The sequence below is a fragment of the Pseudomonas sp. AC252 genome (genome assembly GCF_979258105.1).
The window spans coordinates 509540-523154 of the sequence record NZ_OZ409837.1 but is presented as its reverse complement, the minus strand read 5'-3'; the positions used below and the strand labels follow the sequence as shown (position 1 = coordinate 523154).

Below are 13615 nucleotides of genomic sequence, written 5' to 3'. Positions count from 1 at the left end.
GATGATTCTCCTTGGATTCGGTAATCGGCCCGGCCGCTACGGGATGGGTGCGGCCAGGGAGACGGTCGTTTAGTAATCGATCGGGTCGCGGATGATCGGGCAGGTCATGCAGTGGCCGCCGCCACGGCCGCGACCGAGTTCGCCGGCGCTGATGGTGATGACCTCCACGCCAGCCTTGCGCAGCAGGGTGTTGGTGTAGGTGTTGCGGTCGTAGCCGATGACCACCCCCGGTTCCATCGCCACCACGTTATTGCCGTCGTCCCATTGCTCGCGTTCGGCGGCGAAGCTGTTGCCGCCGGTTTCCACTACGCGCAGTTTCGGCAGATTCAGCGCAGCGGCGACGGTGTCGAGGAAGCTGCCTTCTTCGCGGCGGATGTCGATGCCGCCCTGTTTACTTTCGTCAGGGCGCAGGGTGAAGGCAACGATCTGGTTGACCACTTCCGGGAAGATCGTCACCAGGTCGCGGTCGCAGAAGCTGAACACGGTGTCCAGGTGCATTGCCGCGCGGGATTTGGGCAGGCCGGCGACGATGACTTTTTCCACCGCTTTGTTGTTGAACAGGTTCAGCGCCAGTTGGCCGATGGCCTGACGCGACGAACGCTCGCCCATGCCGATCAGCACCACGCCATTGCCGATCGGCATGACGTCACCGCCCTCAAGCGTTGAGTTGCCGTGATCCTTGTCCGGGTCGCCGTACCAGATCTCGAAGTCGGCGTTGGTGAATTGCGGATGGAATTTGTAGATGGCGGTGGTCAGCAGGGTTTCCTGACGGCGCGCCGGCCAGTACATCGGGTTCAGCGTTACGCCACCGTAGATCCAGCAGGTGGTGTCACGGGTGAACTGGGTGTTGGGCAGCGGCGGCAGGATGAAGCTGGAGTGGCCGAGGAAGTCGCGGAACATCTGGATGGTCTTGCCACCGAAGCTGTCCGGCAGATCATCGGCCGAGACGCCGCCGATCAGGAATTCGGCGATGTGCCGTGGCTCGAGGCTTTTCAGCCAGGATTTCACTTCGCTGATCAGGCCCAGGCCCACCGAGTCGGCCGTCACCTTGCGTTCGAGGATCCAGTCCAGCGCTTCGGGGATGGCGACGATGTCGGTCAGCAGATTGTGCATTTCCAGCACGTCGATGCCGCGTTCGCGCATCTTGGTGACGAAGTCGAAGTGATCGCGCTTGGCCTGCGCCACCCACAGCACGTCGTCGAACAGCAGTTCATCGCAGTTGTTCGGGGTCAGCCGCTGATGGGCCAGACCTGGGGAGCAAACCATGACTTTACGCAGTTTCCCGGCTTCGGAGTGGACGCCGTACTTCACTTTTTCCGTGGTCATTTCTGTGTTCCTCCAGATGACAATCAATCAGGGGTTACAGCGTCAGGAAGCCATCGTAAAGACCGTAGGCCGCCACCACGGCGCCCACGACCACTGCGGCGAAAATCAGCTTCTCGACGTTGGTGAAAACCGGTTGTTTGAGTTCCAGCTTGGCCTTGGCGAACAGGATCGCGCCGGGCGCATAGAGCAGGGCCGACAGCAGCAGGTACTTGACCCCGCCGGCGTACAACAACCACACCGCATAGATCAGGGCGATACCGCCGATGATCAGATCCTTGCGCCGCTCGGCGGCAAAGCCTTCGTAGCTCTCGCCGCGCACCGCCAGCAGCAGGGCATAGGCCGCCGACCACAGGTACGGCACCAGAATCATCGAGGTGGCGAGGTAGATCAGTGACAGATAAGTGCTGGCCGAAAACAGCGTGATTATGAGGAAGATCTGCACCATCGCGTTGGTCAGCCACAGGGCGTTGACCGGCACGTGGTTGGCGTTTTCCTTGCGCAGAAACTCCGGCATGGTGTGGTCTTTGGCGGCGGCGAACATGATCTCGGCACACAGCAGCACCCACGACAGCAGGGCGCCGAGCAGCGAGATGATCAGGCCGACGCTGATCAACACCGCGCCCCAGTGCCCGACCACGTGTTCAAGCACGGCGGCCATCGACGGGTTCTGCAGTTTCGCCAGTTCCGGTTGGGTCATGATGCCCAGCGACAGCACGTTGACCAGCACCAGAAACAGCAGCACGGTAATGAAGCCGATCACGGTGGCCTTGCCGACGTCCGAGCGTTTCTCGGCGCGGGCGGAGAAGATGCTTGCGCCTTCGATGCCGATGAACACCCAGACGGTGACCAGCATCATGTTGCGCACCTGATTCATCACGCTGCCCAGGTCGGGGTTTTTCACGCCCCAGATGTCGGCGGTGAAGATGTCCAGTCTGAACGCGAAGATCGCGATCAGCACGAACAGCAGCAGTGGCACGACCTTGGCGACGGTGGTCACCAGGTTGATGAACGCTGCTTCCTTGATTCCGCGAAGCACCAGAAAATGCACGCCCCACAGCAACAACGATGCACCGATCACCGCCGCCGGCGTATTGCCTTCGCCGAAGATCGGGAAGAAGTAACCGAGGGTGCTGAACAGCAGAACGAAGTAACCGACGTTGCCCAGCCAGGCGCTGATCCAGTAGCCCCAGGCCGATGAGAAACCCATGTAGTCGCCGAATCCGGCCTTGGCGTAAGCGTAGACACCACCATCCAGGTCAGGCTTGCGATTGGCGAGGGTCTGAAAGACGAAAGCGAGGGTGAGCATGCCGACCGCGGTGATGGCCCAGCCGATCAGCACGGCACCGACGTCGGCGCTGGCGGCCATGTTTTGAGGCAACGAAAATATCCCGCCGCCAATCATTGAACCGACTACCAGTGCAACCAGTGCACCGAGTCTTAGTTTTCCGGGCGCTTCAGACATTTGCATGACTCCATTGCAGGAAAGGAGAGCTCACAGCCTAGTACTGTTGTCTGTTCGAACAGCTGACTTGGATCAGTGCATGGTCACATTCCATTGTTAATGAATGACTTATCCACCCGTTGCGGGCATAAAGCTGGGGTCTGAAAGGCCCGTGCCAGAGCCGTTTAGGTAACGTAATTGGGAATAGCTATTAATGCTTTCGAACTATGACGCTAGTTGCTTTTCCGCGTTTGGCAAATGTCCGTCATCTGTTTTCAGCACAGAATTGAATTATCAGGATCAGCGCACAAAACTGACTTAACGTGCTACGCGTTATCGTTATCAGCTATATATAAGAGTGCGCAGCCGGGCATTACCTGATAAACGTCATCTACTCTTAGCTTTTTAGTCAGCTGTTGTTACAAATAAACAACAGCGGCTTTTTCAAGGAGATCTGCATGTCGCAACCGACGCAAAAGCTGCGCCTTGGTGCGTTGATCGCGCTGGTGGTGGGGTCGATGATCGGCGGGGGAATTTTCTCCTTGCCGCAGAACATGGCGGCACGCGCCGATGCCGGGGCGATCCTGATCGGTTGGGGCATCACTGCAATAGGCATGCTGACCCTGGCGTTCGTCTTCCAGACCCTGGCTAATCGCAAACCGGAGCTGGACTCCGGCGTCTATGCCTATGCCAAGGCCGGGTTTGGCGATTACATGGGGTTCTCATCGGCCTGGGGTTACTGGATCAGTGCGTGGCTGGGCAACGTCGGCTATTTCGTCTTGCTGTTCAGCACACTCGGCTATTTCTTTCCGGTGTTCGGCCAGGGCAACACGCCAATCGCCATTGGCTGCGCCTCGGTGCTGTTGTGGGCGGTACATTTTCTGGTGATGCGCGGGATCAAGGAGGCGGCGCTGATCAACCAGTTAACCACCGTGGCCAAGGTGGTGCCGCTGATCATGTTCATCGTCATCGCTGCGGTGGCATTCAAGGCTGACATCTTTACCCGTGACATCTGGGGCCGCAGCAATCCCAACTTCGGCGGGGTGATGGATCAGGTGCGCAACATGATGCTGGTCACCGTGTTCGTGTTCATCGGCATCGAAGGCGCCAGCGTCTATTCGGCTCGCGCAGAAAAACGCAGCGATGTCGGCCGCGCCACGGTGATCGGTTTTCTCGGCGTGCTGGCGCTGCTGGTGCTGGTCAACGTGCTGTCGCTGGGGATCATGAGCCAGCCGGAACTGGCCAATCTGCAAAACCCTTCACTGGCGGCGGTGCTCGAACACATTGTCGGGCCGTGGGGCGCGTTGCTGATCAGTGTCGGGCTGGCGATTTCCCTGCTCGGTGCATTGTTGTCCTGGGCCTTGCTCTGCGCGGAGATCCTCTTCGCCACGGCCAAGGACAAGACCATGCCGGCGTTCCTCAAGAAGGAAAACAACAATCACGTGCCGGTCAATGCGCTGTGGCTGACCAACGCGATGATTCAGATTTTCCTGCTGATCACGCTGTTCTCGGCGGGCACGTATACCAGCCTGATTTATCTGGCCTCGTCGATGATTCTGGTGCCGTATTTGTGGTCGGCGGCCTACGCGGTGCTGCTCAGCGGGCGCGGCGAAACCTATGAACACGCGTCGGCCGAGCGCACCAAGGATCTGCTGATCGGCGGCATCGCACTGGTTTACGCGGTGTGGCTGTTGTATGCCGGTGGGGTGAAATATCTGCTGCTGTCGGCGCTGTTGTATGCCCCTGGGGTGATTCTGTTTGCCAAGGCCAAGCGTGAACAGGGCCAGCCGGTGTTTACCACGGTGGAGAAAGGGATTTTTGCTTGCGTGGTGATTGGCGCGGGGCTGGCGGCTTATGGGTTGTATAGCGGGGTGTTGTCGTTGTGATCGGAATGTTGCTTTGGCAGGGCCGGCCCCTTCGCGAGCAAGCTCGCTCCCACATGGGTTTTGTGCACGACACAGCACCCTGTGGGAGCGAGCTTGCTCGCGAAGGCGGCCTTAAAATCACCAATGCGCCCGATGCGAACCCAGATCAGTTGCCGGCCAATCCCACCGCACCGCCACCCCGTTGATCTGCACCGGCACGCGCAACCTCCGCGCCGGACCCCACGCGGTCTGTTCAATTGCCGAATCCTGATCCTGCACGTCTTCGGTCCGCAGCGGATCAAGTATCCCCGGCCCATGCTCGACCAACAGCTTCGCCGTACGCGCCAGCGACAACCGCGCCGAACCCCCGCGACCGTTGGCCAGACGCTTCGTCAGCAATCTGATCGCACTCGCCGCCAGCAGATACCCGGTCGCATGATCGAGCGCCTGCACCGGTAGCGGCGTCGGTTTATCGCTGTGCTGCCAGCGCTGTCCGGCCTCGGCGATGCCGCTGCTCATCTGCACCAGGCTGTCGAAGCCGCGGCGGTTATGCCAGGGGCCGCTCCAGCCGTAGGCGTTGAGGCAGACGTCGATCAGCCCCGGTGCCAGTTGCCGACGGCGTTCACCACCAAAACCGAGATGTTCCAGCGCATCGGCGCGATAGCCATGCAGGAGAATGTCGGCGTCCTGCAGCAAACCTTCGAACACTGCGCGATCCGCTGGAGTTTGCAGGTCCAGCCGCGCGCAATGTTTGCCGACGGTCATTTCCGGAACCACGCCGGGTTCGTTCCAGCTCGGCGGATCGATGCGCAGCACGTTCGCGCCCAGCCCGGCGAGAAAGCGGCTGGCGGTGGGACCGGCGAGGACGCGGGTCAGGTCGAGCACCTTGATCCCTGCCAGAGGCCGTGCGATCGAGCCTTGCCATGTGCTGCGGTTCTCGTCCGTCTGCTCAATGAATTGCACCAGCGGTTCGGCATTCACTGCCTGCCCTTGCGGGTGCTGCTGCCACTGCGCCCAACTGCGCATCTCGGCGGCGCAGCCCTTGGCGTCGACCACCGCCTGTTCAAGATCCGTGCTGGCCCACTGTGCGACTTTCGCCGCCATTGCGGCACGATCGGCGCAGGCGCCGAGCACGCGTTCAGCGGCGGCGCGGTGGTGCGGGGCGTTGGTGTGCAGACGGATCCAGCCGTCCCGAGTCGCATAGTCGCCGGCGATCGCGTCCCACAAGGGCGGCACCTGCCAGCCGATCGGGCGAAGCGAGGTGGAGAACCAGAACGAGGCCAGACGGCGGTCGACTGCAACCGCAGGCAAGTGCCCGGCTTGCTGATGGAGCAATTCGCTGACCGCTTGCCCGGCAGCGGCGATGCTGGCGCAGGCCAGATCGGTGACGGCGAACGCCGAGGGCAACGCGCCGTCACCGTGGAAGGGGATCGGCGTGCTCGGCAGGCCGAGTGCGGTTTGGATGGACGTGAGCAGATCAGTCATCGAAGGCCCTCCGGAACGAGAGGGGGATGATAGTGCAAAAGAATCGCGGTTTAGATGAAACCACAGGGTGAACACTTACCCCTGTGGGAGCTGGCTTGCCAGCGATAGCGGTGTGTCAGCCACAGAATGGTCAACTGACCTGCCGCCATCGCTGGCAAGCCAGCTCCCACAGGGATTTTTGTTGTTCCCGCTCTTGCGGCTAGACGCGGAACTGATCCATCAATTTCATCTGCTGGCTCGCCAGGCTGTTGAGCTGGCTGCTGATCGCTGCCGATTCCGTGGCCTGTTCGGTCAGGGTTTCGGTCACGGTGCGAATTGCCGAGACGTTGCGGTTGACCTCTTCGGCCACGGCGCTTTGCTCTTCGGCGGCGCTGGCGATCTGCAGGTTCATGTCGCTGATCACCGTCACCGCGTCGCTGATCTTGCCCAGTGCATCAACGGCCTGACGAATCTGCCCGGCGTTGTTGTGCGCCTGGGTCTGGCTCGAGTGCATGGTCGCGACCACGCCACGGGTGCCGGTCTGGATGCGCTCGATGACGATGCGGATTTCTTCCACTGAATCCTGCGTGCGCTTGGCGAGGTTGCGCACTTCATCGGCGACCACGGCAAAACCGCGACCGCTTTCGCCGGCGCGGGCGGCTTCGATGGCGGCGTTGAGCGCCAGCAGGTTGGTCTGTTCGGCGATGCTGCGGATCACTTCCAGCACTGAACCGATCTGCTCGCTGTTGACCGCCAGCGCTTCGACTTCGGTCACCGCTTTGCTGACTTCATCGGCCAGCTGATTGATGTCGCGGGTGCTGCGCTCGATGATCGCCATGCCGTCCTTCGCCGACTGGTCGGCACCCTTGGCCGCGTTGGCGGCGTTCGAGGCGCTGTTGGCGACGTCGTGGGCGGTGGCGCTCATTTCGTTGGACGCGGTGGCGACCTGATCGATTTCGCGGAACTGCACCTGCATGCCTTCACTGGTCTGGCGGGCAATTTCCGACGATTGATCAGCCGTACCGCGCGCTTCGGTGATGCTTTGTTTGATCTGCGCGATGGTCGGCTGCAGCTTGTCGAGGAAGCGGTTGAACCAGTTCACCAGTTCGCCCAGTTCGTCTTTCTTGCTGTAGTTCAGGCGCTGGGTCAGATCGCCTTCGCCGCTGGCAATGTTCTTCAGCATGTCGGCGACGCTGTTGATCGGACGGGTGACGCCGGAAGCGGTGAGCCAGATCAGCAGTAGGCCGACCAGACCGGCCACGCCCGCCACCAGCAGCGCAGTGATCACGCCGGTTTGTTGTGCGTCATCCAGTACCGCTTGCAGCTTTACCGAATCGGCCAGCAGCACATGCTCGGGCAGGTCAATGACCACGCCCCAGGCGCGCGAATTGCCGATCGGATCAACCGGGTAAACCGCGCGAATCAGGTCGCCCTGTTCGAGGATTTTCGCCGTACCGCTGCCGACCAGTTGCAATACATCTTGGCCGTCAGCGCCGAGGGCGTCGTTGATTTTTTTGCCCACCCGCGTTGCGTCAGCGCTGTCGGCCGCGAGCACGCCGCTGCCGGAAACGATCAGCATGTGCCCGGCGTTGTTGAACAGGCTGCGCTGCGAGTCGACGGCGGCGGCTTGCAGGGCGTCGAGCGCGATGTCGACACCGACCACGCCGATCGCTTTGCCGTCGACCAGCAGCGGCACGGAAATGGTCGTCATGAGCATTTCCTTGCCACCGACGGTGTCGGCATACGGGTCGAGCAGGCAGGTGCGCTTGTTGTCGCGAGGGCAGGTGTACCAACTGTTGTACGGCGTGCCGCTGACGCTGAGAGTGGTTTTGGTCAGGTCATCTTCGACCATGATCGTATTCAGCGCAGCGCCGGCGGCACGGCTCCAGTACGAGGCGAAGCGCCCGGCTTCGTTGGACTGCCGCGCGGCATCGTTGGCGAATTCGCTGTCCTTGCCGTCGAGGCCGTTGGGCTCGAAAGCCAGCCAGATGCCCAGCACTTTGTCGTTGCGCTCGAAGGCGGTCTTCAGATTCTGGTTCAACTCTTCACGCACGGCGCCGGCTTCGAGCGAACGCTTGGCCGCCATCGTCCGCAGATCCTTGATCTGGTCGGCGAGGGCGGTGACCACCAGCAGGCTTTCGCCAAAGGTTTTCTGCACCCGCACTGCCTGCTCGGCAGCCTTGGCCTGCAGCAGGTTCTGCACGCTGGCGGTGAGCAACTGGTTGCTGGATTGACTGACCAACTCGTCGTTCTGGTTGGTCTGGTAGATGTTCATGCTGACAATCAGCGCCACCACTCCGAGCAGGCACAGGCCGGAGAGCAGGACGATTTTCAGGCGAATGGACAGAGCGTCGAACATGGGGCGGTCTCGCGAATGGAAAGAAACAGGTGGCTGGGCCTGAGGCCCGTTTTGCCAAATCCATTCAGCGCCATTCAATCCTCATCGGCGTCGAGCGAGACGGCATGAGGCGCTTGCCGACGGACGGTCGCCGCTAAACGTTTGCGCAGGGGAAAGTGCTGAAAAGGCGTTAATTACAGGAATGTTTCGCGACCGTGACGGGCGTTTCCGGGCGCGACCAGATCCACAGATTGCCCAGGCCCATGCCGGCAATCGCCAGGTAGATCGGCCAGCCGTGATCGAGCATGACCAGCATCAAAGTGGCGCACAGCAGCATGCTGACGGTGGCGCTGAGTTTGGCCTTGCGCGCGATGATCCTGCCGTTGCGCCAGTTACTGAGGAGCGGCCCGAACAGCCGGTGATTTTCCAGCCATGCGCTCAAGCGCGGCGAACTGCGGGTCGCGGCCCATGCGGCAAGGAGGATGAACTCGGTGGTCGGCAGACCGGGCACGACGATGGCGATCAGGCCAATGCCGAGGCTGATATAGGCCAGCAGGCCGAACAGCAGACGGGCGAGTTTTGATGGGGCGGGTGCGGGCATGGGCTCGAAGTGGCAGTGAAGCGAGTCGGGGATTCTACAGACTTACTCAGTCCTCTGTGGGAGCTGGCTTGCCAGCGATAGCGGTCGATCAGTGACTACAAAGTTGACTGACATACCGCCATCGCTGGCAAGCCAGCTCCCACAGGATTCTCTGCTGTGTCGAGGATCAGGCAGGTTCGACTTCAGTCGCATAAGCCCGTTCCAGCAGCACGGTAAAGCGGTTGAACGCATCCAGTGCACCTTGCTCAACTTCCGCCTCTTCCGCTGCCGTGAACGGCAACGCATCGAGGGTGCGCACAAAGCTTTTCCAGCCCTCGGCACGGCCACCTTGCGGTTCAGCCAAATGCCGCGCGCCAAAGGTTTCGCTCAACTCCAATGCCACCGCGCGCTTGATCAGGAATGCCGCGCCGAGCTTCGAACCCTCCGACACGAAGATCCAGCCCAGCGCCCGCGCCTTGCTCGGATTTATCAGCGCGCCGGCCACCGGCGCCGGGACTGCGGTGTCGAGGTCGGCGAGGTCAGCCTTGGCGGCTTCGGCGCGGCAACGGGCCGGCAGATCCGGGACGATCGCGGTCAGCTCGGCATCGTTGTACAGCTCAACCAGTTCCGCCTGGAACAGGTATTGCGCGACAACGAAACGGGCGAAGCTGGCGCGGGTTTCGAAGGGCGCGTGGGCTTTGACCAGCGCATCGAGTTTGCTGTGCGGCTCATGGGTGATCTGGTTCAGGCGTTGCGAACGCAGGGCTTTTTCCGAGGCAGTCATGGGGGTGTCCTTGATAAATGAGGCGCTTGATAACAAGACGTACGGGCGGACGCCGGACAGTAAAAAACCTCACTGCGCGGCGCGAACACGCGCAGTGAGGCCGGGCGGATCAGATGTCCCAGATCAGGTTGATCGCGAAGTTGCGTCCCGGTTGGGTCAGGCGATCGAGGTTGGCCGGTTGCGTCACCGAGGCTTCGCCGACGCTGTCGTAACCGCGCACGTCATCCCATAGCCAGTATTTCTTGTCGGTCAGGTTGTAGACGCCACCGCTGACGGTGACGTCGTCGGTCACCTTGTAATAGCCGGCCAGATCGAGAATGCCGAAGCCCGGGGTCTTGAACTGGCTGCTGACGCCGTCCGGCGACTTGAAGTTGCTGTCGTCGACGCGATCCTTTTTCTTCACCACCGTCCAGCTCAGCAGGCCGCCATAGGTGTCCTGGTCGTAACCGAGACCGAAGACCCCGGTAAGTGGATTAACGCTGTTGATCGGTTCGCCGTTGTCGTTGTTGCGACCGTAGGCGTAGGCGATCGAACCCTGGGTATACAGACCTTGCGGCGCACCGAACGCATCCAGGTTCAAGCGACCTTTGACTTCCGCGCCCTTGATCGTGGCGCGCTTGATATTGTTGCTCTGGAAGGTCAACTGATCGTCGCCCGGCTTGACCGCGTCCTCGTTGATGAAGTCGCGGTACTTGTTATAGAACACCGCGACGTCGAACGAGCCCTGCTCGAAATTGCCGCGCAGGCCGGTTTCGAAACCTTTGCTTTTTCCGGCTCAAGGTCGGAGTTGGGCGCGACGGTGTAGCCGCTGGTGTTGTTCTCGAAACGCCCGTACAGCGCTTTCGCCGTCGGGGTGCGGAAGCCTTCGGCATATTGCCCGTACCAGGTGTAGTGTTCCGTCAGCGCATAGGTCAGGCCGAATTTCGGCGAGACTTTGTGCCAGGTCTTGTTCTTGTCGCTGACCGTGCCCTGGCCGTCGGCGTTCACGGTGTTGAGGAATTCCTCGGTAATGTGCGGCTTGAGCTGGGTGTAGTCGTAGCGCAGGCCCGGCAGGAAGGTCCAGTCGTTCCAGCTGATCTGATCCTGAGCGAACAGGCTGTAGGTGTTGATGGTTGGATCGGGGAAATCGCTGGCCTTGGCCAGCACGTCCGCCGCACTGGTCGCGCCAATCGCCGTGCAGCCGCGACCGACCGCCAGGCATGTGCCGTCGCCGCTGCGTGAACCGGTGACCTTCTGTTGCTTGATCGTGGTGCCGTAGGTCAGCAGATGATCGGTGTCACCGATGGCGAAGGCCTTGTCCAGTTGCGCGTCGAATACCCACTGTTTTTCCTCGTAGATCGTGTCGCGGGTACGCAGCACCTTACGAGTGATCGGGTAGTAGAACTCTTCGGTGCTTTGGTCGGTCTTGGCGATCTGGTGATTGAGGCTCCACTTGACGTTATCGGCCAGCAGGCTGTCGAGGGCGAACGAATGTTCGATGCCGAAACGCTCGCGGGTGATGGTGTCGTTACCGGTGCGCCACTGGTACATGCCGCCGGGCAGGATGCTGCTCGGAATGGTCGGCGCGCCGTTGAAATACGGGCCGCCGTAGGCACTTTTCTGGTCGGTGTCGCGATCGTCCTTGTACTTTTCGTAGGTCAGGCCCAGGCGCGAATCGTCGTTGTAGTTCCAGCCGAGCTTGGCCAGGACGTTGGTCGCGCGCACGTCTTCCGGGTTGGCGGCGGTGCGCGCAAGGCCGGTGCCGTTGTTGCCGCCGAAGGACTCGGTTTCGTGTCCGTCGCGCTGGCTGTAATGCAGCAAGCCGTCGAACTCACCGCTGCGGCCGGCGACGGTGGCGGATTTCAGCCAGCTGTCATCAGCGGAGCTGTAACCGCTTTTCAGGCGCGCGCCAACGTCCTTGCCTGGCTTGATGATGTCGTCGGCGTCCATCGTGTAGTAACTGACCGCGCCGCCGATGGCGTTGCTGCCGTACAGCACCGAGGCCGGGCCACGCAGGATTTCTACGCGCTTGACGATTTCCGGGTCGACATAGTTGCGCTGGCTCTTGGCGTACGGGCCGTTGAAGAAGCCGTTGGGGATTTCCACGCCATCGACCTGGGTCAAGATGCGGTCGCCGTCGATACCGCGAATGTTGTAGCCACTGATGCCGCCACGCTGGCCGGCACCGCCAACGGAAACGCCCGGTTCGTAGCGCACCAGATCCTTGATGGTGTTGACGTTGTTGCGGTCAAGCGCTTGGCGGTCCTGCACGCTGACCGTCGAGGGCACCCTGTTGACCGACTGTTCCTGGCGAGTGGCGCTGATGGTCACCTGATCGAGATTGAGCGTGCCGCTGCTGTTGCGTTTTTCCAGCACGACATTGTTGTTGCTCAGCTTGCGAAAGCTCAGGTTGGTCCCCACCAACAGGCGCTCGAGGGCTTTCTCCGGCGGCAGCGAACCGCGCACTCCCGGCGACGAAACGTTCTGCCCCAACTCGGCCGGCAGGCCGACCTGCCAACCGGTCACGGCGGTAAAGGCATTGAGTGCCGAAACCAGTGGTTGCTGGCCGATGGCGAACGAGTAATCGCCCATGTTGCGCGCCGGTTGCTCGGTGGCCGCCAGCAGCGGTGCGGTGCCAGCCATGAGGATGGCCGCCGTCAGCAGCGAGAGGACGCGGGAAGGGGAAGCAGTCTGGCGGGTAAGGCGTGAGGACATCGATAGCGCTCCGTGTCGCACGAATCTTTATAGGTGCTGATTGGCATGGTCAGATGCGAATCAATTGCATTGGCTATAACGAGACGTACTGTCGCTGGCTATCGAGTAAAAATAATTCTCATTCAGTTCAGGATCACCAGTGCAGGGAATTCCTGCAGGCGTGCCGAGGTGATGTGGGCGAGGGAGCGGACCACGTCCAGCGGCTGGTCGAGGCGGTAATTGCCGGTGACGGCGACGTCGGCCAATTGCTCGTTGTTGTTGATAATCCAGCCCGGATAGTAGCGGCGCAGCTCGGCCAGCACCTGATTGAGCGGGCAGTTCTCGAACACCAGACGGCCTTCAACCCAGGCCAGGTCGGCATTGGCGTCGAGCTTGGCCAGGCGGTCGAAGCCGTTAGGGCCGATGCGAATGCTTTCCCCGGCACGCAGGCGCACACGAGCGTCATTGTGGGTGGCGCGCAGATCGACATCGCCACGCTGCACGTTCACTTGTGCGACCCCGTCGAGGTAGCGCACGGCAAATGCGGTGTCGTGCACGCTGGCCTGCACCGGGCCTGCGTCTATCTCCAGCGGCTGATTGCGCCCGCTGGCGATCTCGAAAAACGCCTCGCCCTGAAACAAACGGGCCACGCGCTGCTGATCATTGATAGTGCTGGAGAATGCCGAATTGGTGTTGAGCAGAACCTTCGAGCCGTCTTCCAGTTGCAAGCGCTGACGCTCGCCGACCACGGTGAGGTGATCCGCTTGAATGCGCATCGGCAGGTTGCTGAAACTGAACAGCCCGAGGATCAGCACCGCAGCGGTAGCCAGCGGTTTCCAGTGCGGGCGCAAGCGTTTGAGAAAAGTGATTTTTACCGGTTTTGCTGCCAGAGCCTCGGCGCACAGTGCGACTTGCGGGCCGTCCCAGATCGCCTGGGCCTTGGCGAATGCTTCGGCATTTAACGGATCAGCCGCCAGCCAGGCATGAAATTGCCGGGTCTGTTCCTCATCCGGGCTGCCGAGCACGATGAGCCAGTCCAGCGCCTGGTCCATTGCAGCTGCAGCGTCCCGCGCCGAATCGGGCGAAGGCGAGCGGTGGGTGTCCGTCACGGTGGTTCCTCAGGGCTTCTGGCGAAGCAGTTTCT

Annotated in this window: 7 protein-coding genes and 3 pseudogenes; 1 reads left to right on the top strand and 9 read right to left on the bottom strand. The window is 61.3% G+C overall.

What is annotated here, in order from left to right; all coding sequences use genetic code 11:
• Window positions 1-69 precede the first annotated feature (69 nt).
• Window positions 70-1326 carry an arginine deiminase gene (arcA, locus tag ACZZZ4_RS02470; protein ID WP_039758149.1) on the bottom strand — a complete coding sequence of 419 codons (1257 nt, stop codon included), beginning with the start codon at window positions 1324-1326 and terminating at the stop codon, window positions 70-72.
• Window positions 1327-1360: 34 nt separating this feature from the next.
• A complete protein-coding gene (gene arcD / locus ACZZZ4_RS02465; RefSeq protein WP_129997500.1) occupies window positions 1361-2788 on the bottom strand; it encodes an arginine-ornithine antiporter in 1428 nt (475 codons plus the stop codon).
• A gap of 437 nt (window positions 2789-3225) precedes the next feature.
• Here arcD (ACZZZ4_RS02465) and arcD (ACZZZ4_RS02460) point away from each other — a divergent pair, with 437 nt between their 5' ends.
• Window positions 3226-4653, top strand: coding sequence for an arginine-ornithine antiporter (gene arcD, locus ACZZZ4_RS02460; RefSeq protein WP_039758145.1), 1428 nt, complete (start codon window positions 3226-3228; stop codon window positions 4651-4653).
• A gap of 117 nt (window positions 4654-4770) precedes the next feature.
• Here the strand turns inward: arcD (ACZZZ4_RS02460) and ACZZZ4_RS02455 are convergent, their stop codons facing one another.
• The 7 genes and pseudogenes from ACZZZ4_RS02455 to ACZZZ4_RS02425 form a co-directional block, all read right to left on the bottom strand.
• Window positions 4771-6117 carry a CoA transferase gene (locus ACZZZ4_RS02455; RefSeq protein WP_463547178.1) on the bottom strand — a complete coding sequence of 449 codons (1347 nt, stop codon included), beginning with the start codon at window positions 6115-6117 and terminating at the stop codon, window positions 4771-4773.
• 199 nt (window positions 6118-6316) lie between these two features.
• Window positions 6317-6844: pseudogene (locus tag ACZZZ4_RS02450) on the bottom strand (methyl-accepting chemotaxis protein); the annotation flags it as partial.
• Window positions 6845-7174: 330 nt separating this feature from the next.
• Window positions 7175-8182: pseudogene (locus ACZZZ4_RS02445) on the bottom strand (methyl-accepting chemotaxis protein); the annotation flags it as partial.
• Between the two features lie 442 nt (window positions 8183-8624).
• Complete coding sequence (locus ACZZZ4_RS02440; protein ID WP_463547177.1) at window positions 8625-9035, bottom strand: YbaN family protein; 411 nt, start codon at window positions 9033-9035, stop codon at window positions 8625-8627.
• A 166-nt stretch (window positions 9036-9201) separates the two neighbouring features.
• The gene (locus ACZZZ4_RS02435) at window positions 9202-9798 is read right to left on the bottom strand and encodes a biliverdin-producing heme oxygenase (RefSeq protein ID WP_463547176.1); all 597 of its coding nucleotides are present in this window, start codon (window positions 9796-9798) and stop codon (window positions 9202-9204) included.
• Between the two features lie 109 nt (window positions 9799-9907).
• Window positions 9908-12492, bottom strand: a pseudogene (locus ACZZZ4_RS02430) (TonB-dependent receptor).
• Between the two features lie 122 nt (window positions 12493-12614).
• The gene (locus ACZZZ4_RS02425) at window positions 12615-13580 is read right to left on the bottom strand and encodes a FecR family protein (RefSeq protein WP_463547175.1); all 966 of its coding nucleotides are present in this window, start codon (window positions 13578-13580) and stop codon (window positions 12615-12617) included.
• Window positions 13581-13615 lie beyond the last annotated feature (35 nt).